The organism is Micromonospora sp. I033 (genome assembly GCF_053890995.1).
In genome coordinates, this window is sequence record NZ_JBSSLX010000005.1 from 40,562 (window position 1) to 64,858 (window position 24,297).

The 24,297-nt window shown below is 71.9% G+C and carries 21 protein-coding genes and 2 pseudogenes; 14 read left to right on the top strand and 9 right to left on the bottom strand.

Annotated elements, in window-relative coordinates; translation table 11 throughout:
• Window positions 1-287: 287 nt before the first annotated feature.
• Window positions 288-2,885 carry a rifamycin-inactivating phosphotransferase gene (gene rph / locus ACW0Q9_RS01780; protein ID WP_456177975.1) on the top strand — a complete coding sequence of 866 codons (2,598 nt, stop codon included), beginning with the start codon at window positions 288-290 and terminating at the stop codon, window positions 2,883-2,885.
• A gap of 12 nt (window positions 2,886-2,897) precedes the next feature.
• Here rph and ACW0Q9_RS01785 read toward each other — a convergent pair.
• Window positions 2,898-3,497: pseudogene (locus ACW0Q9_RS01785) on the bottom strand (class I SAM-dependent DNA methyltransferase); the annotation flags it as partial.
• A gap of 172 nt (window positions 3,498-3,669) precedes the next feature.
• Between ACW0Q9_RS01785 and ACW0Q9_RS01790 the strand changes: the two are divergent.
• On the top strand, window positions 3,670-4,950 hold the full coding sequence (locus ACW0Q9_RS01790; protein WP_456177977.1) for a hypothetical protein: 1,281 nt from the start codon (window positions 3,670-3,672) through the stop codon (window positions 4,948-4,950).
• Between the two features lie 88 nt (window positions 4,951-5,038).
• Here the strand turns inward: ACW0Q9_RS01790 and ACW0Q9_RS01795 are convergent, their stop codons facing one another.
• On the bottom strand, window positions 5,039-6,244 hold the full coding sequence (locus tag ACW0Q9_RS01795) for a D-alanyl-D-alanine carboxypeptidase family protein (protein WP_456177979.1): 1,206 nt from the start codon (window positions 6,242-6,244) through the stop codon (window positions 5,039-5,041).
• A 411-nt stretch (window positions 6,245-6,655) separates the two neighbouring features.
• Entirely contained in the window at window positions 6,656-7,474 is an 819-nt protein-coding gene (gene map, locus ACW0Q9_RS01800) for a type I methionyl aminopeptidase (protein ID WP_456177981.1), read from the bottom strand.
• A 75-nt stretch (window positions 7,475-7,549) separates the two neighbouring features.
• Between map and ACW0Q9_RS01805 the strand changes: the two genes are divergently transcribed.
• Together ACW0Q9_RS01805 and ACW0Q9_RS01810 are read left to right on the top strand one after the other, a co-directional pair.
• The gene (locus tag ACW0Q9_RS01805) at window positions 7,550-7,816 is read left to right on the top strand and encodes a helix-turn-helix domain-containing protein (RefSeq protein WP_456177983.1); all 267 of its coding nucleotides are present in this window, start codon (window positions 7,550-7,552) and stop codon (window positions 7,814-7,816) included.
• Window positions 7,817-8,275: 459 nt separating this feature from the next.
• Entirely contained in the window at window positions 8,276-8,836 is a 561-nt protein-coding gene (locus ACW0Q9_RS01810) for a hypothetical protein (protein ID WP_456177985.1), read from the top strand.
• Here ACW0Q9_RS01810 and ACW0Q9_RS01815 read toward each other — a convergent pair.
• Window positions 8,833-9,543, bottom strand: a complete 711-nt coding sequence (locus ACW0Q9_RS01815; protein WP_456177986.1) for a DNA alkylation repair protein — start codon at window positions 9,541-9,543, stop codon at window positions 8,833-8,835. The two genes, ACW0Q9_RS01810 and ACW0Q9_RS01815, sit on opposite strands and share 4 nt — an antisense overlap.
• A gap of 90 nt (window positions 9,544-9,633) precedes the next feature.
• Between ACW0Q9_RS01815 and ACW0Q9_RS01820 the strand changes: the two genes are divergently transcribed.
• The 4 genes from ACW0Q9_RS01820 (at window position 9,634) to ACW0Q9_RS01835 (ending at window position 13,183) form a co-directional block, all read left to right on the top strand.
• Entirely contained in the window at window positions 9,634-11,247 is a 1,614-nt protein-coding gene (locus ACW0Q9_RS01820; protein WP_456177988.1) for an FAD-binding oxidoreductase, read from the top strand.
• Window positions 11,248-11,340: 93 nt separating this feature from the next.
• Window positions 11,341-11,679, top strand: a complete 339-nt coding sequence (locus ACW0Q9_RS01825) for a PadR family transcriptional regulator (protein ID WP_456177990.1) — start codon at window positions 11,341-11,343, stop codon at window positions 11,677-11,679.
• The gene (locus ACW0Q9_RS01830; RefSeq protein WP_456177992.1) at window positions 11,676-12,503 is read left to right on the top strand and encodes an ATP-binding cassette domain-containing protein; all 828 of its coding nucleotides are present in this window, start codon (window positions 11,676-11,678) and stop codon (window positions 12,501-12,503) included. Before ACW0Q9_RS01825 ends, ACW0Q9_RS01830 begins: the two co-directional genes overlap by 4 nt.
• Window positions 12,500-13,183, top strand: coding sequence for a hypothetical protein (locus ACW0Q9_RS01835; protein ID WP_456177994.1), 684 nt, complete (start codon window positions 12,500-12,502; stop codon window positions 13,181-13,183). The genes ACW0Q9_RS01830 and ACW0Q9_RS01835 overlap by 4 nt, the downstream gene beginning before the upstream one ends.
• 17 nt (window positions 13,184-13,200) lie before the next feature.
• Here the strand turns inward: ACW0Q9_RS01835 and ACW0Q9_RS01840 are convergent, their stop codons facing one another.
• Together ACW0Q9_RS01840 and ACW0Q9_RS01845 are read right to left on the bottom strand one after the other, a co-directional pair.
• A complete protein-coding gene (locus ACW0Q9_RS01840; protein WP_456177996.1) occupies window positions 13,201-13,863 on the bottom strand; it encodes a response regulator in 663 nt (220 codons plus the stop codon).
• The gene (locus tag ACW0Q9_RS01845; protein ID WP_456177998.1) at window positions 13,860-14,978 is read right to left on the bottom strand and encodes a histidine kinase; all 1,119 of its coding nucleotides are present in this window, start codon (window positions 14,976-14,978) and stop codon (window positions 13,860-13,862) included. The genes ACW0Q9_RS01840 and ACW0Q9_RS01845 overlap by 4 nt, the downstream gene beginning before the upstream one ends.
• A gap of 219 nt (window positions 14,979-15,197) precedes the next feature.
• On the opposite strand from ACW0Q9_RS01845, the pseudogene ACW0Q9_RS01850 reads away from it, so the two are divergent.
• Window positions 15,198-15,464, top strand: a pseudogene (locus ACW0Q9_RS01850) (DUF6223 family protein); the annotation flags it as partial.
• On the opposite strand, the gene ACW0Q9_RS01855 reads toward ACW0Q9_RS01850, so the two are convergent.
• Window positions 15,360-16,760 carry an MFS transporter gene (locus ACW0Q9_RS01855; protein WP_456178000.1) on the bottom strand — a complete coding sequence of 467 codons (1,401 nt, stop codon included), beginning with the start codon at window positions 16,758-16,760 and terminating at the stop codon, window positions 15,360-15,362. The pseudogene ACW0Q9_RS01850 and the gene ACW0Q9_RS01855 overlap by 105 nt on opposite strands.
• Before the next feature lie 120 nt (window positions 16,761-16,880).
• Window positions 16,881-17,594 (bottom strand): hypothetical protein, encoded by a 714-nt coding sequence (locus tag ACW0Q9_RS01860; RefSeq protein WP_456178002.1) that lies wholly within the window; start codon window positions 17,592-17,594, stop codon window positions 16,881-16,883.
• A gap of 74 nt (window positions 17,595-17,668) precedes the next feature.
• Between ACW0Q9_RS01860 and ACW0Q9_RS01865 the strand changes: the two genes are divergently transcribed.
• Together ACW0Q9_RS01865 and ACW0Q9_RS01870 are read left to right on the top strand one after the other, a co-directional pair.
• Window positions 17,669-18,499, top strand: coding sequence for a PIG-L family deacetylase (locus ACW0Q9_RS01865; protein ID WP_456178004.1), 831 nt, complete (start codon window positions 17,669-17,671; stop codon window positions 18,497-18,499).
• Between the two features lie 76 nt (window positions 18,500-18,575).
• The gene (locus tag ACW0Q9_RS01870; protein WP_456178006.1) at window positions 18,576-19,040 is read left to right on the top strand and encodes a DIP1984 family protein; all 465 of its coding nucleotides are present in this window, start codon (window positions 18,576-18,578) and stop codon (window positions 19,038-19,040) included.
• A gap of 280 nt (window positions 19,041-19,320) precedes the next feature.
• Here ACW0Q9_RS01870 and ACW0Q9_RS01875 read toward each other — a convergent pair whose 3' ends face one another.
• Window positions 19,321-20,373, bottom strand: coding sequence for a saccharopine dehydrogenase family protein (locus tag ACW0Q9_RS01875; protein ID WP_456178008.1), 1,053 nt, complete (start codon window positions 20,371-20,373; stop codon window positions 19,321-19,323).
• A 94-nt stretch (window positions 20,374-20,467) separates the two neighbouring features.
• On the opposite strand from ACW0Q9_RS01875, the gene ACW0Q9_RS01880 reads away from it, so the two are divergent.
• The 3 genes from ACW0Q9_RS01880 (at window position 20,468) to katG (ending at window position 24,279) form a co-directional block, all read left to right on the top strand.
• On the top strand, window positions 20,468-21,424 hold the full coding sequence (locus ACW0Q9_RS01880; protein WP_456178010.1) for a helix-turn-helix domain-containing protein: 957 nt from the start codon (window positions 20,468-20,470) through the stop codon (window positions 21,422-21,424).
• 126 nt (window positions 21,425-21,550) lie between these two features.
• Entirely contained in the window at window positions 21,551-22,006 is a 456-nt protein-coding gene (locus ACW0Q9_RS01885) for a Fur family transcriptional regulator (protein WP_456178012.1), read from the top strand.
• The gene (gene katG / locus ACW0Q9_RS01890; protein ID WP_456178014.1) at window positions 22,003-24,279 is read left to right on the top strand and encodes a catalase/peroxidase HPI; all 2,277 of its coding nucleotides are present in this window, start codon (window positions 22,003-22,005) and stop codon (window positions 24,277-24,279) included. The genes ACW0Q9_RS01885 and katG overlap by 4 nt, the downstream gene beginning before the upstream one ends.
• Window positions 24,280-24,297 lie beyond the last annotated feature (18 nt).

Genomic DNA, 24,297 nt, shown 5'->3' on the forward strand with positions numbered 1-24,297 from the left:
GAGCAAACCTCGGTCCGAAGGGGGACGAAAAGGCAAAGGCAAGGAGATCACACTCCTTGCCCACTTAAATATATATCGCACCGGAGGGCTTGCCGCAAGGCCCCGGTCCTGCCGCAGAATCGTCGGTCGGACCACGGAACGGGCGACAAATCGGGGGGCGTGATGTGCGTACGTCTGTTTGTCGACCTGCGGGTTCGCCGGGCGACAGTCGGAACGGAATGGCTCGGGGCGTCGGTGATTCAGCCGGCCAGTGCAAAGCGGAGTGCGCCTTACCCGGAGGTATCGCGGTGATCGAGCAGTACGTGTTGAACTTCCACGAGATCGACGAGGAGCACGTCGCAGTCGTTGGCGGCAAGGGCGCGAATCTGGGGGCGCTGTCGCGTATCGACGGCGTCGCGGTGCCGCCCGGCTTCTGCGTGACGACGGCCGCCTTCCGGCGGGTCATGGCGGAAACGCCAGGGTTCGACGATCGGCTCCGTGAGCTGTCACGCCTGGGTCCCGATCAGCGGGAGGCGATCCGCGCGCTCAGCGCCGAGATCCGCCGGACCGTCGAAGCGGCCCTCATCCCCGGTGATCTCGCGGCATCGATCACGGGGGCGGTCACGCGGCTCGGCGAGCGGGCCGCGTACGCCGTCCGATCCAGCGCGACGGCGGAGGACCTGCCCACGGCCTCCTTCGCGGGCCAGCACGACACGTACCTGAACGTCGTCGGGCCGCCGGCGATCCTGGCGTACGTGAGCCGGTGCTGGGCCTCGCTGTTCACCGAGCGGGCCGTGAACTACCGCCTGCGCAACGGCGTCGACCACCACACGGTCCACATGGCCGTCGTCGTCCAGAAGATGGTCCTGCCACAGGCGGCCGGAGTCCTGTTCACGGCCGACCCCACGACGTCCAACCGGAAGGTCGCCTCCGTGGAGGCGACCTTCGGCCTCGGCGAGGCTCTGGTCTCCGGGCTGGTGAACGCGGACGCCTACAAGGTGCGCAACGGAGTGATCGTGGACCGGGCGCTCGGGTCCAAGCGGCTCGCGATCCACGCCCTGCCGGCCGGCGGGACGGAGGAACGGGCGATCGATCCGGAGCGGCAGGAGCAGCCGGCGCTCACGGATGCCCAGGTCGTGCGGCTGGTGCAGCTGGGCCGGCGGATCGAGGCGCACTTCGGCCAGCCGCAGGATCTCGAATGGTGCCTGGTCGACGACGACTTCCAGATCGTCCAGAGCCGGCCGATCACGACGCTGTTCCCCGTTCCCGAGACCGGTGACCGGGAGAACCACGTCTTCCTCTCGGTCGGTCACCAGCAGATGATGACGGACGCGATGAAGCCCTTGGGCCTGTCCGTGTGGCAGCTGACGGCGCTCGCGCCGATGCACGACGCCGGTGGACGGCTGTTCGTCGACGCCACCCGGCGTCTGGCGTCGCCCTCGGGCCGCGCCGGCCTGCTGGCGCTGGTGGGGAGAGCTGATCCGCTGACCAGAGACGCGCTGGAAACCCTTATCGACCGCGGCGACTTCATCCCGTCGATGCCCGATCAGGATCCGGCAGGGCCGCCCGCCGGCGGCGCACCCGCCCCGATCGAGACCGATCCGGCCATCGTCACCGACCTGATCGAACGCAGCCAGGCGTCCATCGCCGCCCTGCGACGCGACATCCGGACGACCTCCGGGCCGGCGCGGTTCGACTTCCTCCTGGCGGCCTTCGAGGAGCACAAGCGGGTCCTGAGCGATCCGCTGAGCTTTCAGGCGATCATGGCGGGGATGGAGGCGACCTGGTGGCTGAACGACCAGCTGCAGGAGTGGCTGGGCGAGAAGAACGCCGCCGACACGCTCACGTTGTCCGCTCCCCACAACGTCACGTCGGAGATGGGGTTGGCGCTGCTGGACGTCGCCGACGTCATCCGGCCGCATCCGGAGGTGGTGGCCTTCCTGCAGGGCGTCGAGGACGAGGACTTCCTGGACGAGCTGGCCAAGCTCCCGGGCGGGCAGGAAGCGCGAGACGCCATCCAGGCCTACCTCGACAGGTACGGCATGCGCTGCGTGGGCGAGATCGACGTGACGAGGCCGCGCTGGAGCGAACGCCCCACCACGCTCGTACCCGTGATCCTCGACAACGTCAGGAACTTCGAGCCGGGCGCTCGCCGGCGGCGCTTCGAGCACGGGCGCCGGGAGGCGGAGAAGAAGGAACGGGACGTGCTGGAGCGGTTGCGGGCTCTGCCGGACGGGGAGCGGAAGGCCGACGAGACCAAGCGGATGATCGATCGGGTCCGCACCTTCATCGGCTACCGGGAGTATCCGAAGTACGCCATTGTCAGCCGCTACTTCATCTACAAGCAGGCCCTGCTGGAGGAGGCCGAGCGACTCGTGCAGGCCGGTGTGCTCCGGGACGATGAGGACATCTTCTACCTCACGTTCCAGGAGCTGCACGACGCCGTGCGCACGCATCAGATCGATGATCAACTCATCCGTCGGCGGAAGGACGCCTTCCGGTCGTACCAGGCGCTCACACCGCCCCGGGTGCTCACCTCGGACGGTGAGGGTCTCTCCGGGGCCTACCGACGCGACGACGTGCCGCCCGGTGCGCTGGTCGGCATCCCCGTCTCCGCCGGCACCGTGGAGGGGCGAGCTCGCGTCGTGCTGGACATGGCCGACGCCGATCTGGCGCCCGGGGACATCCTCGTCACCGCCTACACCGACCCGAGCTGGTCACCTCTGTTCGTCGCGATCGAGGGGCTGGTGACGGAGGTGGGCGGGCTCATGACGCACGGGGCGGTCATCGCCCGCGAGTACGGCCTGCCGGCCGTCGTCGGGGTGCAGCACGCCACCAGGCTGATCCGGGACGGCCAGCGGATTCGGGTGCACGGCACCGACGGTTACGTGGAGATCCTGTCCTGACCGATCAGGTCCCGTCGCGACCGCCGCGATGGCGGCGTACGGCCGATGAGTGCCGTCGCTGGGCCGCCGCACGGGCTCAACCTCCGTGAAGCCGGCTCGCGTCAGTCGTTCCGAGAACTCGTCGACGGGCCAGCGATAGGCGGTCACGACCTTGTGGTCGAAGGCCGCGACCTCGTCACCGTCGAAGATGCCGAGCACCAACGTTCCGGTCGGGGCCAGTGCTCGCCGGAACTCGGCGAGCACGCCGTCGAGATCCTGCGGCGATAGGTGGATCGTCGAGAACCAGGCCAGGATGCCGGCGACGGAGTGGTCGGCGACGCCGAGATCCTCCATCGACCCGAGTCGGTACCTCCCGTCCGGGTGGGCCGCCCGCGCGTGGGCGATGAACTCGGGAACCATGTCGATTCCCGTCGCGTCGACGCCCAGCGACCGGAGGTGATCGGTGATGTGACCGGGCCCGCAGCCCGCATCGAGTACCGGGCCCGGCCGGCCCGCCAGGTGCCGCCCGATGAAGGCGAGGTCGTCGGGGTGTACCTGCTGGCTCGTCCCGAACAGCTCGATGTAGAGCTCCGCGACGGACGCGTACGCCTGCCGGACCCGCGCCATGTTCACCCGCCCGACTGTATGAGCCTTCGGATCAACCGATCAAGCCCGGGCCACGTCGATCTTTGCGGTGCCCGCGTCCGGGTGAGGGTCCGCCTCGCCGGACCCATCGACAGCCGTACACCGGTATGTGATCTTCATCATTGATGATCTTCGCAGGGCGGGTCTACTTTCGACCGTCATGATGATCAACCGACGCGCCCTGCTGAAGGGCCTCGCCGCCGCACCCGTCGCCCTGGCTGCCGGGGCGGCCATCGATCAGCAACCCGCCGCCGCCTCGGCCGCCGCACGCGCGCCCATCGGTCCACAACCAGTCTCAGCCGACCTCTCCTACCTGACGGCGAGTCACTTCAAGCTGAAGTACCGGACCACCACCCAGGCGGGAACCGTCGCGCCCTACGCGCAGGTGATCAACGACATCCAGCTCGCCGGCGCCCTACCGTGGGCCACCGTCGACGACGTGCTCAACTCGGCCAATCGCACCGGCAGCAAGATCCTGCTGTCGGAGATGAGCGGGTTCGCGCAGGGATGGACGTGGGACAAGACCACCACTGACGGGACGGGCCTCTGGTACCCGCAGGGTCTCACGACCAGCGCCGACTACGCCGACGGCGGCCTCTACAACGGCCGCAGGGTCATCCTGGTGTCGTGGTACGACCACCTGGACGAGACCACCGGCAAGGGCGCCCGGATCAGCTTCGTCGACATGACCAACCCGGACGCGCCGAAGTACCGGCACGTCCTCCTGGTCGAGCCCTACCTCGACCCGTCGACCGGCGGAGCCGGCACCCCGAACTTCAAGGCCATCCACTTCCACGCCGGCGGCGCCATGTGGTACGGAAAGCTGCTGTACGTGGTGGACACCAGCAAGGGAATCCGGGTCTTCGACACCACGAAGATGCTCAAGGTCACCGCCAACGGTGACGACACCACCATCGGCCGGCAGTCCAACGGCACCTACACCGCGCACAACTACGCGTACGTGCTGCCGCAGAGCGGCGCCTACGACGCGCAGGCCCCCACCGGGGGCGAGCGGCCCGTCCAGTGGTCGTTCATCTCCCTCGACCGCACGACCACGCCGGACAGCATCGTGGTCGGCGAATACGGTCTGCCGGAGGACCCCGCCGATCACAAGCGGCTGTTCCGGTGGAACATCGACGCCAGCACGCGGCTGCTGACGGCGACGAGCAACGTGGCCACCGCCGTGGAGGCCATCCAGGTCGACGTCAACGAGATGAACGGTGCGACGAGCGTCAACGGCAAGTACTACATCGCCCGCGCCAACGGCAGCAGCAACGGCGACCTCGTCACGTGGGTTCCCGGCAGCCTCGTGAACTACAACGACCTGCTGGCGCACCCCGAGGACCTCTCCTACGACAAGAACACCGGCCGGCTCTGGAACCTGACCGAGACGCAGCAGGAGCGGTACGTCTTTGCCCGCAACATCAGCCAGCTCCGGTAGTCGGGGTCTCGACGTGGTGCCCGACCACCGCCGCCCATGAGTGGTGCCCCGCCCCGGATCGATGTCCGGGGCGGGGCCGGTTCCGGGGTCACCCTGCCGCGCGGCGGGCGGCCCTCCGTCGCCAGGGAACCGCCAGGAGGAGGACGGCCGGTACGACGGCGGCACCGACGGTGAGGATGGCCGCCAACGAGAACCAGGATCCTGCCCCGGCCTGACCGGGCCGCTCGCCGCTGACCGCGGCGACGGGCTGGTCGTGCTTCTTCAGTTCGCCAGGGGTCACGAGGCGGCCGACCGAGGCGTTCTGCGGGAGAGCGAAGCCCCAGTTCAGCAGGGCTGCCGCCTCGCCCAGGCTTCCCAGTGGCGCGGTCTCCGCGCCGAGCAGGGTCACGGCGAGCCGCCGGCCGTCACGTTCGGCCACACCCACGTACGTCTGTCGCGCCAGGTCGGTGAAGCCCGTCTTCCCGCCGAGCGTCCCCGGGTAGTGGTCCAGCAGGGTGTTGTCGTGGGTGATGGACAAGCCCGGCGTTCCCGGCCCGGCCGGTATCTCCGCTGCTCGGGTGGCGATGTACCGCCGGAAGTCCGCGCGGGCGTAGGTGGCGCGGGCGATCAGCGCCAGGTCGTACGCGCTGGTGTACTGACCGGGGCCGTCCAGGCCGGACGGCGTGGCCGCGTGGGTCTGGTTCGCGCCCAGCCGGCGTGCCTCGTCGTTCATCGCCTGCACGCCGCCCTGCCGCCCGGCGGCGCCGCCGCCGGCCCGGGCGAGCACGTTGGCCGCGTCGTTTCCCGACTTGAGAAGGAGCCCCAGCCACAGGCTCTCGACCGAGTAACGGCCGCCCTCGACCACCCCCATCAGCGAACTGGCCGGATCGAGATCCCGCAGATCCGCCCGGGTCACCTCGACGACCTGGGTCGGGTCGAGGTGCGGCATCAGGGCCGCGGCCAGCAGCATCTTCTGCACGCTGGCCGGCGTGCGGTGTTCGTGCGGGCCGCATCCACCCAGCACCGCGCCACTGTCGAGGTCGGCCACGACCCACGAGGTGGCGGTCACCGCGGGCGCCATCGGCGCACCCGTGGGGATGGCCAGCCCCGCCGTCGCCAGTGCCTCGCCGCCGACGGCGAGGTCCGCGGGTCCGACCGGTGGCGGCGACGGTGCGGCGGGCGGGGGGACTGGCGGCTTCACGGCCGGGCAGGGCACGTGCGGCACGGAGGCCGCCGACGTCGATGGCCCGGCCGCCGCGGCGGGTGTGGTCAGGAAGGCGCTGAGCGCCACGGCTGCAATGCGAACGACGGTCACGTTAAAGGACGGTAACTGCTGACAAGGCAGGGGCAGGCCAATTGCCGAAAGGCGGCAAGAATTCCGCGGCCGCGCTCCTTCGGTCACTTGTGCCGGTTCCGCAGAGCTCTCCGGTGATCGGTGCGTTCGCGACGAAACCAGCATGCGAAGGCCCGGTCAGGCTCCATTCGGATCCCCCGGATCGGGCGTCACGGCAGGGTCTGGGGCCTGCCGCAAGCGGAAACTTCAGGCGTAGCCGGCCAGGACGGGACGGGTGGCCAGCGCGTCCCACTTTCTGCCGGGAACCGAAATCCCCGGCCTGATCGTGCCGTCAGGGCCGAAGCATCAGAAATGGTTCCCGTGGGGCCTCGACAAATCTGCGAATTCGCGCGGTTGTCTCCCAATCATTGAGAGAGTGTGGGCGAAGCGAGGTCAGGAGGCTCTGGCGGGCTTCTTGGTGGGGTCGGACGAGGCGGCGCCGTGGGTGGGCCGGCGGGTCAGGACCTGGGGGCCGGAAGCCGTGATGGCGACGGTGTGTTCGGAGTGGGCGGTGCGGGAGCCGTCGGCGGAGCGGATCGTCCAGCCGTCCTTGTCGAACATGATCTTGTCGGTGGAGCGGCAGAACCAGGGCTCGATGGCGATCGTGAGGCCGGGGTCGAGCTTCAGGCCGCGGCGGGCGCGGCCGTTGTTGGCGACGTGCGGCGCCTCGTGCATGGTGCGGCCGATGCCGTGGCCGCCGAACTCGCCGTTGACGCCGTAGCCGTAGGAGTGGGCGACCGCGCCGATCGCGGCGGAGATGTCGCCGAGGCGGCCGCCGGGCTGGGCGGCGGCGATGCCGGCCTCCAGGGCGACCTCGGTGGCCTCGATCAGCTTCAGGTCGGCCGGGTCGGGGGTGCCGACGATGACCGAGAGCGCGGAGTCGGCGACCCAGCCGTCGATGCTGGCCGCCATGTCGATGCTGAGCAGGTCACCGTCCCGCAGAACATAGTCGTGCGGCAGGCCGTGCAGCACCGCGTCGTTGACCGACAGGCACAGCACGTTGCGGAACGGGCCGCGGCCGAACGACGGGGCGTAGTCCCAGTAGCAGGATTCGGCGCCGCGTTCCTTGATCCGGCGGCGGGCGTGGTGTTCGAGGTCCATCAGGTTGACGCCGACCGCGGCGACCTCGCTCAGCTCGGCCAGCAACTCGCCGACGAACTGGCCGGTCACCGCCATCTGGCCGATCTCCTCGGCGGACTTGAACTCGATCACGACAGCCTCCCCTCCCGGACGCGGTATTTTTATACCATGGCGGTTCGGCGCTGCTCCGGGGGATATCCTGCTGGCATGGTTCGCCAACCACTCACCGCCGAACAGATCGCCGCGGGCCAGCGCCTCGGAGCCGCCCTCCGGGCCGCGCGGGCCGGCCGCAGCCTCGTCGAGGTGGCCCTGGCGGCCGGCATCTCCCCGGAGACGCTGCGCAAGATCGAGGCGGGCCGCCTTCCCGCGCCGGCGTTCGGCACCGTGGTCCGCCTCAGCCAGGCCCTCGACGTGCCCCTCGGCGACCTGGCCGACGTCTGGCTGGCCGACCTGCCCGTCCGCCAGGCGTCCTAGCGGCCAGCCGTCCCCGTACGCCACCTGCGCCGCGCCCTCGCCTGCGGCGGGCGGCGCCGGTTGAGGGGCTGAGGGAACCGACCCGGCACGGTAGCGTCACGGCGTCGCCGACCAGGAGGACCGATGGTTCCCGCTCCCGTGTATCCGCCGCTCGTCCCGGACTACGCGGTGCCGGCGCTCACCGTCGCACCACGGCGTGGGAGGCGCACACCCGGCAGATCGAGGAGCGGGCCGTCGCGGCCGTCGAGGGCGCGTACGGGGTCGAGGTCGTGCGGCACTGGTTCGTGCCCGACGAAGGGTCGGACCGGGGCGAGGTGCGGCTGCCCGACGGCCGGCTGGCGGACGACTGCGTGCTCAAGGCGGTCGACGGCGTTGTCCCTCGACTGCCCCGGAGGGCTCTGACCGGCGGCTGGGTCGATGATCAGTCGCGGGGCTCACGACGAGAGGCGAGGGGTGCGAATGGGCGAGGAGAAGCTCGGCAACGTCAGCCTCCACAACGGGTTCGACCTGCTGGTCACCCCCGATGCCCGGTTCCTGCGGTTGCTGCGGCGGGATCTGCGGCGGACCAGTCGCATGTTCGCCATCGCGGGCCTGCTGTTGTCCGTCACGAGCCTCGGCACGTTCGCGGCCGATGGTGGGTGGTTCCTCGCCGGGCTGTTCGGCCTCCCGTTCGGGGTGGTCTGGTGCGTCGCCGGGGTGGTCAACGGGCCGCTGCACCTGCGGCGCAACCCGGAGCTGCTGGCGCCCCTGCGGTACGTGTTCACCGCGGACGCCATCGAGTGGCACACCGCCCACACCTCGCTGCGGCTGCGATGGACGGCGATCACACACGTCAGTCGTGTGCGGGAGGCGTACCGCCTGGACTGCGTCGACCGGCCCGACCCGCGGTACCTGTGCCGTACGACGCTGACCGCGGCTCAGGACGCGCAGCTGGCCGCATACCTCGACGAGCGGCTGACCGCCCGACTGGCCGCGAAGGCGTCCGTGCAGCCGCTGCCACCGGGGCCAGCGGCTGTCTAGGCCACGCCGGACAGGTACTCCCGACGTCGCTGCGGTTCGAACTTCTCGATCGCGTACCGCAGCATGACCCGCGGCATGACCCGGTACCGCCGGGCCAGGAACTCCTCCTCCGCCGCTCGGTCCCGGTTGCCGACCTCGCGCAGCATCCAGCCCACCGCCTTGTGGACGAGGTCGTGCGGGTCGTGCAGGAGCCGCTCGCTGAGGCGGAAGGTCCAGGAGAAGTCGCCGGCTCTGATGAAGGCGAAGGTCGCCATGACGGCGATGCGCCGGTCCCACACGATGCTTGACCCGGCCAACCGGTCCAGGACGCTCCGGTCCTTGTCGATGAGCCACGGGCCGACGATGTACGGGGCGGACGAGTCCACCAGGTCCCAGTTGTTGATGTGACCGGTGTTGGCCAGGACGGTGGCGAAGATCCGGCCCCGTTCCTCCTCGTCTCCCTTGGCGAACTTCCGCACCAGGATGAACAGCGACGTCAACCTCTCCTCGTGCACGTCGCTGGTCAGCAGCCGGGCCGTCTCGGCCAGGGAGAGGTCGCGCCAGTACCGGGCGGCCACCCTGCGTTGGTCCGGCACGGAGACACCGATGGCCGTGTCGCCCTCGCCGTACCCGCCCGGGACCATCTGCAGAAATCGGCTCGATCCCTCCGCCCGGCCCGGGTCGGCGAGGCTGGCGAGGTCGCGACGGATGTCGGCGGTCGTGGCCATGACTGTGCAACGTACCGCGACCGCCGGTGTCCACGGTGGTGATCGTCGAGTACGTTACCGGCGAGTCGGTACTGACGGCGGGGAGGCCGCGTGACCGGGAAACACCGTTCGTGGTGGGGCTGGGGGCACGTCGAGGAGGCGGTGACCGGTGCGGAGGCCACGGCGTTGGCCGACCGGGTGCGCACCCTGCTGCCCGGCGCCGACCTGACCGAGCACGTCGCGCCGCCGGTGGCCGAACTCGACCTGCGTCGGCCGCGGGTCGATCCGCCGGCGTCACTCGCCCCGCTGTGCTCGACGGAGCCGGCCGACCGCGCGGCGCACACCCACGGCAAGGCGTTCCGGGACGTCGTCCGCAACCTGCACGGGGAGGTTCACGACCCGCCGGACCTGGTGGTCCGGCCGGCGACCGAGCGGGACGTCGTCGACGTGCTGGACTGGTGCGCGGGCCGGGACATCGCGGTGATCCCCTACGGCGGCGGCTCGTCGGTGGTCGGTGGCGTGGAGCCGCGGCTGGACGACGCGTATTCGGCGGCGGTCAGTCTCGACCTCGGGCGCCTCGACCGGGTGCTGGAGGTGGACCGGACCAGCCGGGCGGCCCGCGTCCAGGCCGGCGTGTTCGGCCCGGCGCTGGAGGACCAGCTCCGGCGGCACGACCTGACGCTGCGGCACTTCCCGCAGTCGTTCGAGTTCTCCACCCTGGGCGGGTGGCTGGCGACCCGTGCCGGCGGTCACTACGCCACCGTCCTGACCCACATCGACGACCTGGTGGAGTCGTTGCGGGTGGTCACCCCGGCGGGCACCAGCGAGTCGCGCCGGCTGCCCGGCTCCGGCGCCGGGCCGTCCCCGGACCGGCTGTTCCTCGGCTCGGAGGGCACGCTCGGCGTCATCACCGAGGCGTGGATGCGGCTGCAGGACCGGCCCCGCTGGCGGGCGGGCGCCTCGGTGCACTTCACCGACTACGACGGGGCGGTCGCAGCCACCCGGGCCATCGCCCAGTCCGGGCTGCACCCGAGCAACTGCCGGCTGCTCGACCCCGCCGAGGCGCTCCTCAACGCCGGTGCCGCCACCACCGGCGGCGTCCTCGTCCTGGGTTTCGAGTCCGCCGACCATCCGGTCACCGCGTGGCTGGACCGCGCCGTCGAGTTGTGCCGCGACCACGGGGGCACCCTGCCGGAGCCGCCCCGCGGCGACGACTCGTCCGGCCCGCGGCGGCGGACCGCCACCGCCGACGCCTGGCGCTCGGCGTTCCTGCGGATGCCGTACCAGCGCGACGCGCTCGCCGCCCGGTCGATGATCGTGGAGACGTTCGAGACCGCCTGCACCTGGGACCGGTTTCCCGCCCTGCGCGCCGCCGTGCTCGACGCGGCCGGCGACGCGCTCGGCGCCGTCGGCGCGACCGGTGTGGTCACCTGCCGCTTCACCCATGTCTACCCGGACGGCCCCGCCCCCTACTTCGGCGTGTACGCCACCGGCCGGTGGGGTGCCACCGTCGCCCAGTGGGACCACGTCAAGCAGGCCGTCTCCGACGCGCTGCTCGCCGCCGGCGGCACCATCACCCACCACCACGCCGTCGGCCGCGACCACCGACCCTGGTACGACCGGCAGCGGCCGGACCCGGTCGCGCTCGCGTTGCGCGCCGCCAAGAGCGCGCTCGATCCGTCCTGGATCCTCAACCCCGGTGTCCTCGTCGATCGCGTCCGCTGACTGCTGGCGCATCGAGGCGGTCAGCCCGGCGTCGGCGAGCTAGGTTGTTGTGCTAGCTAGGTAGCGGCGCTAGTGTGTCGACGTGATCGCGGGATGAACCAGGAGCGGCGGGCGCAGTGGCTCCGCGGGGTGCTCGACCTCTGCGTGCTGGCGCTGGTGAGCCGGGGTGAGTCCTACGGCTACGAGCTGTCCCAGGCCTTGCGGGCCTACGGGCTGGGCACCGTGCAGGGCGGCACCCTCTATCCCGTGCTGCTGCGGTTGCAGCGCTCCGGCCTGCTCACCGCGCACTGGCGGGAGGGCGAGACCGGCCCCGCCCGGAAGTACTACCGGATAAGCCCGGCCGGCAGCGCGGCGTTGCGCGCGACCGCCACCGACTGGAGCGCCTTCGCGGCGAGCGTGGGCACGATACTGAGCGAGGAGCCGAAGCGGTGAACCACCACGCCTGGCTCGCCGCCCTCACCGGCGAACTGCGCCGGCACGGGGTGGGGCCTGATCTGACCGGCCACGTCGTCGCCGAGGCGGCCACCCATCTGGCCGAGAGCGGCGAGCCGCCCCTGCGGGTCTTCGGTCCGCCGGAGACGTACGCCCGGGCGGTCGCCGACAGCCTCGGCGGCCCCGACGTACGCCCGCCGCGGCGCCACCCCGGCCCGGTGCGGCTCGCGGCCCGGGGCATCACGAAGCGCTATCGGGGCCGGACCGTCCTGGACCGGGTCGACCTGACCGTGCGGGCGGGGGAGATCGCGGCGGTGGTCGGGGCCAACGGCGCCGGCAAGAGCACCTTCCTGCGGATCTGCGCCGGCCTGCTGAGCCCGGACGCGGGCACCGTCCAGGTGCACGGCACGCTCGGCTACTGCCCCCAGGACGGCGGCACCGCCGAGTTCCTCAACCCTGACGAGCACTTCGTGCTGATCGGCGCGGGCCGGGGCCTGGGCCGGGCGGCGGCCCGTCGGGCCGGCCGCGCGGGGGCCGCCGCGCTGGAGTGGACGCCGCCCCCACGCACCCAGGCGCGGCACCTCTCGGGCGGCACCCGCCAGAAGCTCAACCTCGTGCTGGCCCGCCTCGGCGAGCCGGACGTCCTGCTGCTCGACGAGCCCTACCAGGGCTTCGACCGGGGCACCTACCTCGACTTCTGGCACGAGGTGTGGCGCTGGCGCGACTCCGGCAAGGCCATCGTGGTCGTCACCCACCTGCTCAACCAGCTCGACCGTGTCGACATCGTGCTCGACCTGACCGCCTCCCGGGAGCGCGACGCATGACCAGGATCCTCGTGGTGGCCGAGACCGCCCTGCGCGAACTGCTGCGCCGCCGCACCGTGCTGATCATCCTCCTGCTGTTCCCGCTGGCCTTCTACCTGAGCCGGCGGGGCGACCACCTCGGCCAGTCGATCCGCTTCGTCTGCCTCGGCCTGGGCTGGGCGCTGAGCACCGCCGCGCTCTTCGCCGGCAGCGCGGCGCGCGGCATCGAACCCCGGCTACGGCTCTCCGGCTACGGCAGCCTGCACCTGGTGCTCGGGCGGCTCCTCGCCCTCTGGGCGGTCGGCGTCCTGCTCTCCGCGCCGTACTTCGTGCTCATCCTCGTCGACCAGCACGACGTCCGATACGGTGCGATCGCCCTCATCATGGCGCTGACCGTGGCCGTGGCCGCTCCGTTCGGCCTGCTGCTGAGCGCCGTGCTGCCGCGGGAACTGGAGGGCACGCTGGTGCTGCTCACCGTCGTCGGCCTGCAGATGGTGATGGACCCGGCGAGCACCGCCACCCGGGCGCTGCCGTTCTGGTTCAGCCGGGAGATCGGGACGTACGCCATCGACCACACCGACGGCGGCTACCTCGCCCGCGGCCTGACCCAGGGCCTCGCCTTCGCGCTCGCCCTCACCCTGCTGGTCGTCGTGGCCGCCGCGGTGCGGCTGCGCCAGCGCCGGCACCTGCGGTTCGCGTAGGGCGCGTACCGAAGCCGTCAGTGCGTGCGGGGCACCACCAGGCCGGACTCGTAGGCGAGCACCACGAGTTGCGCGCGATCACGGGCGTGCAGCTTGGTCATGGCACGGTTGACGTGGGTCTTGGCGGTCACCGGGCTGATCACCATGCGCTCGGCGATCTCGTCGTTGGACAGGCCCTGCGCGACCAGGGTGACGGCCTCGCGTTCGCGGGTGGTCAGCTGCGCGAGCGCGGCCCCGGCGTCGGCGGGCGGGGGCTGGGTGACGTACCGGTCGATCAGTTTGCGGGTGATCGACGGTGCGAGCAGCGCGTCGCCACGGGCGGCGACACGGATGGCGTGCAGGAAGTCCTCCGGCAGGATGTCCTTGACGAGGAAGCCGGCGGCGCCGGCCCGCAGCGCGTGGAAGACGTACTCGTCCAGGCCGTAGTTGGTCAGGATGACGACGTGCACGCCGGCCAGGGTGGGGTCCGCCGCGATGCGTCGGGTCGCCTCAATGCCGTCGACGACCGGCATCTGGACGTCGATGAGCGCGATGTCGGGCAGGTGCTGCCGGGCCAGCGCGATCCCCGCGCCGCCGTCGGCGGCCTCGGCCACCACCGTGATGTCGTCCTCGGCGTCGAGCAGCGCGCGGAATCCGCTGCGGATGAGTGGTTGGTCGTCGACCAGCAGGACCCGGATCACGACGGACCGCCCACGGGCAGTTCGGCGTGGACGGTGAAACCGCCCTCGCGGCGCGCCTCGGCGCGGAGCCGCCCGCCGACGGCGGTCACCCGTTCCCGCATCCCGAGGAGCCCGACGCCGGGCACCGGCGGCGCGGACTCCGGCGTGGCTGCGCCGTCGTCATCCACCTGGATGACCACCGCGTCGGGCCGGTAGGCGACCCGGACCGAGGCGGTGGCGGCCGCGGCGTGCCGGGTGATGTTGGTCAGCGACTCCTGCACGATCCGGTAGGCGGTCCGGTCCACCGCGACCGGGACCGCGGTGGGGTCTCCCTCGATCGTCAGGGCCGCGTCCAGGCCGGTCGCCCGCGCGCGTTGCACCAGGTCCGGGACCTGGTCGAGCCCGTACGGCGGGTGGTTGCCGTCGTCGCGCAGCGCTTCCAGGGTCGCGCGCAGCTCGCGGGCCGCCTCGCGACCGGCGTCCCGGATCGCCAGCAGCGCCTCCGGCACCTGTTCACCCCGCTTCTGGCTCAGGTGCACGGCGGCTTCGGCCTGCACCTTGATCACCGAGATCTGGTGGGTGAGCGAGTCGTGCAGCTCCCGCGCGATGTGCAGCCGCTCCTCGTCGGCGCGGCGCAGCGCGATCTCCTCGCGGGTGCGCTCGGCCTCGTCCGCCCGCCGCTCGGCCTGGCGCAGCGCTTCGCCCGCCGCGCCGGCGGCGACCAGCCAGGCCAGCTCGAGGACGCCGCGGGCCTGCACGAACGCCTCGCCCGCGTCGCGCAGGCCCGAGGCCATCGCCGCCACGGGAAGGGCGGCCAGCATGACCACGCTCGCCGCCACGGTGGCTGCACGGTGCCCGGCCCGCACCGCCGCGTACACCGCGACCAGGTACGCGACCGCGAACACGTTGAAGCCGGTGGCCTGGTAGCCCACCGCGCACACTCCGGTGACGACCAGGACGGTGACCGGGGCGCGCCGGCGCACGGCCAGCGCCAGACCGCCGGCCGCCAGCAGCGCGAAGCCGAGCGGATCGAGGCGGTCCGCGGTGCGGTCCGCGGACAGCCCGCTGGTCAGCAGGATCGCCGCCACCCCGACGGCGATCAGCCAGTCCCGGACACGGATCGGTGCGCTGCTCATGCGCGCACCCTAGCCGGACGCCTGCCCCCGGCGACTCGTGCGAGCGGAGGAGCCGTTCCTACCGCGTACGCGGTATCGCCCCGGCCCGCACCCGCGTTCGCGGCAGTCGGGTTCTCCGTCGGCGGCAGCGTGAAGTGTCCACGTCGGCACGACGCCAGGCGGTGGGTCCGCCGGACAGGATCAGGCGACACCTGGCACCGGAAGACGAAGGAGAACCTCATGCCGGTCAGTGATCTGCTCGCCGCGTCCACCGTCGACGCGTACACCCTGACGGTCGACCGCGCCGTGGCCACCGTGGCCGCGCTGTTGGCCCTGGCCGCCGTGATCATCGGCGGGCTGGCGCTGGCCCGGCCCGGCGGGAGGTGGCAGTCCCGGGCGGCGCTAGGGGCGGGAGCGGCCGGCGTGGTCGTCGGCGGGCTGGTGGTGGTCACCGCCGACGGCGGACCCGGCACCGGCAACGGCATCGTCGGCGGTTACGCGGCCCTGGTGCTCGGCCTGGTCGCCGCGCTTCTCGGCGGGCTGGCGCTCGCCCGGACCCGCCGGACCGCCTGAAGCCTGAACCTGACGAGGGCGGCGTCCCCACTCCCGCCCGGCGGGTCTCAGCAGCGGGCTGGCGAGGACGAGCAGCCCGGCGACGGTGACCGCCGTGCGGGGGCTGGTGGCGTGGGCGAGCAGACCGCCGAGCGCGCTGAGGAGGGCGATGGAGGCGCTGCTGCTGATCGACCAGGCCGACAGGGTGCGGGCGATGCGGTCCCTGGGGGTGTGTTCGAGGCGATAGGTGGCGAGCACCGGGTTGTACAGGCTCATGCTGATGATGATCGCGAGCTCGACCGCGATCACGGTGGCGAGGCCGGCGAGGCCGGGCTGGACGAAGGCGAGGCCGATCAGCCAGACCGCGCGGAGCGCGCCGACGGTTCGGAGGATCCGGTGTTGGCCGTACCGCGCCACGACGTGGCGGGCCAGGCGTGAGCCGACGAGTCCGCCGAGGCAGGGGGCGGCGAAGGCGAGGCCGTACTGCCAGGGTGGGAAGCCGAGCTCGCGGAGCATGAGCACGGCCAGCAGCGGCTCGGTGGCCATGATCAGCCCGCTGACGAGCAGGTGGTTGAGGTAGAGCGGCCGCAGGCCGGGGTGGGTCAGGAGGTGCCGCCAGCCGTCGAGCAGTTCGCCGGCCCGCACCCGGCGATCGTCGGTTCGCCGGGGACGTTCCTCCCGCCCGCGGATCGCCGTGATGCCCAGCGCGGAGAGCAGGTAGCTCAGTGCGTCGGCCACCACGGTGGTGACCGGCCCGAACAGCCCGATGGCCGCGCCACCCAGCGGCGGTCCGACGGCGATGGAACTCCACGTCGTCGACTCGAACCTCGCGTTGGCCACGAGCAGGTCGTCCGGCCGGACGACGGCCTTGAGGTAGGCCCCGCCGGCCGCGCCGAAGGCGATCTTGGCCGCGGCGACCACGGCCGAGACCGCCAGCAACTGGACGAAGGTGAGCCGGCCGACGGCGTAGGCGACCGGGATCGTCATCATGGCCGCGAACCGGACCACGTCCATCGCGATCATCACCGGCCGCTTGCGGCGGAACTCCACCCACGGCCCGAGCGGCAACGCGATCAGGGCGCCCACCGCCGGCCCCACCGCTGACAGCGCGGACACCTGAGCGGGGCTCGCGTGCAACACCAGCAGGGCGATCAGCGGGAGCGCGCCGAACCCGAGCGCCGAACCGTAGGCGCTGACCGCGTGGGCGGCCCACAACCATCCGAACTGCCGGCCCAGGGATCGTCTGGCCACCGAGCTGCGCACCCCCGCCCTCCACAACCTGCCGTCGACCGCGACGATGACGGCAGGGCCGAGGTGGCGGACCAACGAGTCGTTCCTGCGGCACCGCCACCGCCCCCGCCGTGCTCACCGTCAGGCCAGGAGGACCTCCCGCATCCTCGCGCCCGGATTGATCCCGCCAACCACCCGGGGACCGGCCGGATCGTGCACGTCGAGGGTGTTGTTGCGGCGCATCAGCTCACGCACCGCTGGGGGCAGCCGGGGCGGGTCGTCCATGGCGGCGAGCACCCGCCCGGCGCTGGCGATCAGTCGATCGGCCAGCGCGGCCGCGTCGGTGTCCACCCGTACCCGGCCGTACTCCCAGCCGGCGGTGGTGAGGTCCAGCACCTCGAACACGTGGGTCAGGAGCGGGTTCGGGTCGGTCACCCGGCCGAGCCGGGGCGCCCGCTCGCCGACCACCGCGACCGCGGCGGCCACCTGCGCGTACGGGTGGAAGCCGCACGGCAACGCGAACAGTGGCCACCGCAGCGCCAGGCCGGCCTCCTTCCACAGGGGCCGGTAGTTCCGGCGGTGCACCAGCAGCCGCCGACCCGTCCGTCGGTACACATCGTGGGCCTGGGCCCGCAGGTCGGCATGGGCCTCGTCGGCGACCTCGCTGACGATCCGGGCCGCGACCACCAGGCCGTCGTCGCCGTCCAGCACCCGGGTCACCGCCTCGACCTGCTCGGGAAACCGGATCTGCGCGCGGGCGCCGTACCGGTGCCGGACGTCACGCAGCAGCGCCTGCTGCCGCTCCGGATCGAGCTGGACCCGCCTGCCGTCCAGCAACCGCCGCAGCCACCGCATCTCGCCTCGTTTCCGCAAGCCGTCCCGGACCGCGGCCATGCTAGTGCGTCGGACGTCCCTCGTATGGTGGTGGGATGGCTGAGCGATCCCTGACCCTGATGGCGGTGCACGCGCACCCCGACGACGAGGCGACGAGCACCGGCGGCATCCTCGCCCGCTACGCGGCGGAGGGGATCACGACCGTGCTCGTGACCTGCACGGACGGGCGGTGCGGCGACGGGCCCGGCGGGGTCAAGCCGGGCGACCCGGGGCATGACCCGGATGCCGTGGTGGCGCTGCGCGAGGCCGAGCTGGCGGCCAGTTGCGAGGCGTTGAAGGTCACCCACCTGGAGACGCTCGGCTATGCCGACTCCGGGATGATGGGCTGGGCGACCAACGACATGCCCGGCGCGTTCTGGAACACGCCGGTGGCGGAGGCGGCGGACCGGCTGGCCGAGTTGATCCGGCGCTATCGGCCCGACGTCGTCGTCACCTACGACGAGAACGGCTTCTACGGCCACCCGGACCACATCCAGGCGCACCGCATCACCATGGCCGCCGTGGAGCAGACGGGCATCCCCGCGAAGGTCTACTGGACCACCGTGCCGCGCAGCGCGTTCGAGGATTTCGGCCGGGTCATGAAGGAGATCGGCGTCGAGTTTCCCGAGCCGGAGGGTCCGTCGGGGGAGATGCCGCAGCTCGGCCTGCCCGACGACGAGATCACCACCTGGGTCGACACCAGCGCCTACGGCGCGCAGAAGTTCGAATCGTTGGCCGCGCACGCCAGCCAGGCCGAGAACATCTTCTTCCTCCAACTCGGTCAGGAGCGGTTCACCGAGCTGATGGGCGTGGAGACCTTCGTACGGGTCCGCGACACCACGAATGCGCCGACGCGTGAGGACGACCTGTTCGCCGGGCTGCGCTGACCGCGCATCCCGCGCGGTCCGGGGCCCGCGGGAAAATGGCACGCGGCAATGATCCCCGCTGGCCATACTGGTGCCCATGAAGCTTGCTGAGGCTCTTGCGCTGCGCGCGGATGCGGCGCGTCGCGCCGACCAACTCCGTGCCCGCATCGCCGCCAGCGCCCGCTACCAGGAGGGCGAGACGCCCGCTGAGGACGCCACCGCCCTACTGGCCGAGGCGGGCGAGGTGCTCGGTGAGCTGGAGTCGCTGATCCGGCGGATCAATCGCACCAACGCCGCCACGGTGGTGGAGGGCGGCACACTCACCGACGCGCTCGCGCGCCGCGACGTGCTCCGGCTGCGGCACAACGTCGTCACCTCCGCCGCCGACGCGGCGGCCGGGGAGGGCCAGCGCGGATATCGGCAGCTGCGGTCGGAGCTGAAGATGATCCCGGCACTGCCGGTGGCGGAGCTGCGCCGCCAGGCCGACGACCTTGCCCGGCAGGTGCGCGAGGTCGACACGCTGATCCAGCGGACGAACTGGGAGGTCGACCTGCTGGGCTGAGAGGTTGCGGAGCAGGTAGCCGACGTGGAGGCGTGCACGAACCCGAGAGCCGGCGGGTGATCCGGCTCCCTCCTGGCGCGCCGCGGGCAGGCGCAGGGGTTCGACTCCCCGGCACACATCGCACGCCCAGCACAGCACACAGGTGACGGCGCACAGGACACGGCACACCACCGGGTGCAGATCCACGACGGCGAGGGTGGGACAGGGGACTTCCGCAACCCGTACCGCCGAGCAGCCGCCACCCCCCCGGAGCAGGAGAGGGGTGGCGGCTGCTCGGCGATCAGGCGACCTGTGGCGCGCGGGACTCCTGGCGCGGTGTGAACGAGAGGTGCGCCGACAGCGCGCGGAGAAAGTCGGGCGCGTCGAAGATCCGGCCGGCGGACGCGACACCGCTCGTCCTCGTCCGACCGGTGAGAATGCGATGGACCGCCTCGACCGCCAGCGGAGCGCTGATGGCGTAGATGTCCTGGCCGCTGGCCACGACGCGTCGCTGTGTGTCGCCGGCGCGCACGATGACGTCGACGGTGAACGTCTGGGCGGACCGGCCGCGCTCGTCGACCGCGGTCGGCGCGGGGGTGCCCGGCGCCGCCAGGTCCCTGGCCGCGTCGGTGGTCATGTACGTCCGTACCTCCGGAATGGACAGGTGGCTGGGGACGGTGACGACGTCGGCCATCGTGAAGTCGCCGAGGACGGTCCGCGGGCCCAGCGGAGCGGGAAAGTCCCATTCCAGGGTCGGCAGGTCGCTCTGGTCGGCGTGATAGTCCAGCCGGCCACCGGTGTAGCGGACCCGTCGGCCGTCGCGCCGTTCCCGGGAGACGGTGCCGGAGGCGAGGGTCCCGCCCGTGGGGTGCCAACTGCTCAGTCCGTACGCGACGTGCGCCTCGTCGGCCGCCGTCCAGTCACCCATCGCCGTCGTGACCAGCAGGTCGCCGAGTCCGCCGAAGAACGCCATCGCCGGCACCACCGCGACTCCCGCGGCCCGAGCCCGCTCGGCGAAGTGCGTGAAGGTGTCGTGATTGGCCTCGATCTCGGCCGCCACATCCACGTACGGGATCCCGGTGCGCAGGGCGGCCTCGATCACCGGGGCCGCGGTCGAGGCGAACGGGCCGGCACAGTTGATGACCGCGGCCGCTCCCTTCAACGCCTGGTCGAGCGAGGCCGGATCGTCGACCGACGCGACCCGGTGTTCGAGCCCCGGGTGCGACGCCGCCAGCGCCTGCAGCCGGCCCGCGTCGCGACCGACGAGAAGCGGGACGAACCCGCGTTCGCGCAACGCCGTCACCACGAACCGCCCGGTGTGCCCGTACGCGCCGAACACCGCCACAGTCTGCATTTCCCGCTCCTCGAAAGATCGACTGGGAAGATCCTCTCCCCGGCCGCCGGTACGGGCCAGTGTCTGGAACGCCATCCCTCGTACAATTTCGGACATGACCACTGTCGCGCTCGCCGCCACCGACGCGATGCTGCACTTCGAGCTCGCCATGGCCTGCGAGGTCTTCGTCCGCGACCCCACCGGCCTGGCGGACCCGTGGTACGACCTGGTGGTCTGCGGCCCCGGCCCGGTCCGGATCGGCAGGTTCCAGATGGAACCCGACGACGGGCTGGACCGGCTCGCCCGCGCCGACACCGTGATCATCCCTGCGGTGGAGGACATCGACGCGGACGTGCCGTCCGACCTGCTCGACGCCGTCCGCGCGGCCCACGAGGCGGGCGCTCGGCTGGTCTCGCTGTGCACCGGTGCGTTCGTGCTGGCCGCGGCCGGGGTGCTGGACGGGCTGCGCGCGACCACGCACTGGGCCCACACCGAGGCGCTGGCCGCCCGCTATCCCCGGGTGACGGTCGACCCCGACGTGCTCTACGTCGACAACGGCACCGTGCTCGCCTCCGCCGGCAAGGCCGCCGCGCTCGACCTGTGCCTGCACCTGATCCGCCGCGACCACGGCTCGACGGTCGCCAACGCGGTCGCCCGCCGCCTGGTCGTGCCGCCGCACCGCGCCGGCGGCCAGCCCGAGTCCGTGGCCACCCCGGGGCCCGCCCGCGACGACCCCCCCCGCGCCGACCTGCTCCCCTGGGTGATGGAGCGGTTGGACCGACCGTTGACCGTGGAGGACCTGGCCCGGCGGGCGAACATGAGCTCCCGCCATCTGGCCCGCCACTTCAGGTCGGTGACCGGCGCCACCCCGCTGCAGTGGCTGTCGACGCAGCGGATCCGCCGGGCCCAGGAACTGCTGGAGAACACCGACAGCGGCATCGACGCCATCGCGCAGGCGGCCGGCATGGGGACCGCCACGACCCTGCGCCGCCACTTCCACCGCACCGTGGGTGTGCCTCCGGACGCCTACCGCCGCACCTTCCGCAGCGCCGGGCCGTCATCCGAATCGTGATCACCATCCGGTCGGCGGCCTGGTCCGACGGCGGTGCCCCCACGCCGCGACCGGCCCGCCACCCGTTCGGGTTACCCCGGCCGCAAAACTTGATTCATTCCAGAAGACTGGGCTAGTGTTCGTCGGGTGACGTCCGACTTCGCGGCTCAGCTGCGGGCGGTCTCGTTGCGCGTGACCCGTCCCCGGTTGGCGGTGCTCGCCGCGCTGCGGGACCATCCCCACGTCGACACCGACACGGTGATCGCCCTGGTGCGGGCGGACCATCCCACGGTGTCCCACCAGGCGGTCTACGACGTGCTGCGTGCGCTCACCGACGCCGGTCTGGTGCGGCGCATCCAGCCGGCCCGTGCCTCCGCCCGCTACGAGTCACGGGTGGGGGACAACCACCACCATGTCGTGTGCCGCTCCTGCGGCGCGATCGCCGACGTCGACTGCGCCGTCGGCCATGCACCCTGTCTCACCGCCTCCGACGACCACGGCTTCTCGGTCGACGAGGCGGAGGTCGTCTACTGGGGCACCTGCCCCGACTGTGCGACCGAACGCACCTCCCAGCGATCCGCCAGTCCGGAAGGAAGCAGATGAGCGACACCGAGGACTACACCCCCACCAGCGCGCAGGGCGTGGACAAGAAGGAGGCGGCCGGCTGCCCGGTCGCGCACGACTCCGTGACCGCGCACGGCAGCGAGAGCGAGAACCCGGCGATCGACTCGCCCACCCCGAAGACGGGCGGTCGTCCGCGCACCAACCGGGACTGGTGGCCCAACCAGCTCGACCTCTCGGTGCTGCACGCGCACTCCAACAAGGGCAACCCGCTGGGGGAGAACTTCAGCTACGCCAAGGAGTTCAGCAAGCTCGACGTCGAGGCCCTCAAGCGGGACATCACCGAGGTCCTCACCACCTCGCAGGACTGGTGGCCGGCCGACTTCGGCCACTACGGCGGCCTGATGATCCGGATGAGCTGGCACGCCGCGGGCACCTACCGCATCCACGACGGTCGCGGCGGCGCCGGCGACGGTGGTCAGCGGTTCGCCCCGCTCAACAGCTGGCCGGACAACGCCAACCTCGACAAGGCCCGCCGGCTGCTGTGGCCGGTCAAGCAGAAGTACGGCCAGAAGATCTCCTGGGCCGACCTGCTCGTGCTCGCCGGCAACGTCGCCCTGGAGTCGATGGGCTTCAAGACCTTCGGCTTCGGCTTCGGCCGCGAGGACGTCTGGGAGCCCGAGGAGATCTTCTGGGGTCCGGAGGACACCTGGCTCGGTGACGAGCGCTACGCCTCCGAGAAGGAGATGGTGGCGGGCGTCGGTGCGACCGAGATGGGTCTCATCTACGTCAACCCGGAGGGCCCCCGCGGCAACGCGGACCCGGCCGCGGCGGCGCACTTCATCCGCGAGACCTTCGCCCGGATGGCGATGAACGACGAGGAGACCGTCGCCCTCATCGCCGGTGGCCACACCTTCGGCAAGACCCACGGCGCCGGCGTCGCCGACGACCACGTGGGCCCGGAGCCCGAGGGCGCTCCGCTGGAGGCGCAGGGCCTCGGCTGGTTGAGCACCCACGGCAGCGGCAAGGGCGCGGACACGATCACCAGCGGTCTCGAGGTGACGTGGACGGACCGGCCGACGCAGTGGAGCAACCGCTTCTTCGAGATCCTCTTCGGCTTCGAGTGGGAGCTGACCACCAGCCCGGGTGGCGCCAAGCAGTGGGTCGCCAAGGACGCCCCGGAGATCATCCCGGACCCGTTCGACCCGTCGAAGAAGTACAAGCCGACGATGCTCACGACCGACCTGTCGCTGCGCGTCGACCCGGCGTACGAGAAGATCTCGCGCCGCTTCCTGGAGAACCCCGACGAGTTCGCGCTGGCGTTCGCCAAGGCCTGGTACAAGCTGCTGCACCGCGACATGGGTCCGGCCAGTCGCTTCCTGGGGCCGTGGGTTCCGGAGGTCCAGCTCTGGCAGGACCCGGTGCCGGCCGTCGACCACGAGCTCGTGGGTGACAGCGACGTCGCCGCCCTGAAGGCGAAGGTCCTGGAGTCCGGCCTCACGACCGCCCAACTGGTCTCCACCGCCTGGGCCTCCGCCGCGAGCTTCCGGTACACCGACAAGCGCGGCGGCGCCAACGGCGCGCGGATCCGCCTCGAGCCGCAGCGCAGCTGGGAGGTCAACCAGCCCGAGCAGCTCGCGACGGTCCTGGCGACCCTGGAGGGCATCCAGCGGGAGTTCAACTCCGCCGGCGGCGCGAAGATCTCGCTCGCGGACCTCATCGTGCTGGCCGGGTCGGCCGCCGTCGAGAAGGCGGCGCGCGACGCGGGCGTCGAGGTGACCGTGCCGTTCCACCCGGGCCGCACCGACGCGACCCAGGAGCAGACCGACGTCGAGTCGTTCCGGGTCCTCGAGCCGCGCGCCGACGGTTTCCGCAACTACCTGCGTCCCGGCGAGAAGACCCAGCCGGAGGTGCTGCTCGTCGACCGTGCCTACATGCTCAACCTGACCGCCCCCGAGATGACCGTCCTCGTCGGCGGCCTGCGCTCCCTCGGGGCCAACGTCGGCGGCACGCGGCACGGCGTCCTCACCGAGCGGCCCGGCGTGCTCACCAACGACTTCTTCGCCAACCTGCTCTCCCCGGGCACCCGGTGGAAGGCGTCGGAGTCCGACGAGCACGTGTACGAGATCCGGGACCTGGCCACCGACGAGGTGAAGTGGACCGCCACCGCGGTCGACCTCATCTTCGGGTCCAACTCCCAGCTGCGGGCCCTCGCGGAGGTCTACGCCAGCGAGGACGCCCGCGAGAAGTTCGTGGCCGACTTCGTGGCCGCCTGGACCAAGGTCATGGAGCTCGACCGGTTCGACCTCGCCTGACCCTGCGCCAACCGACGA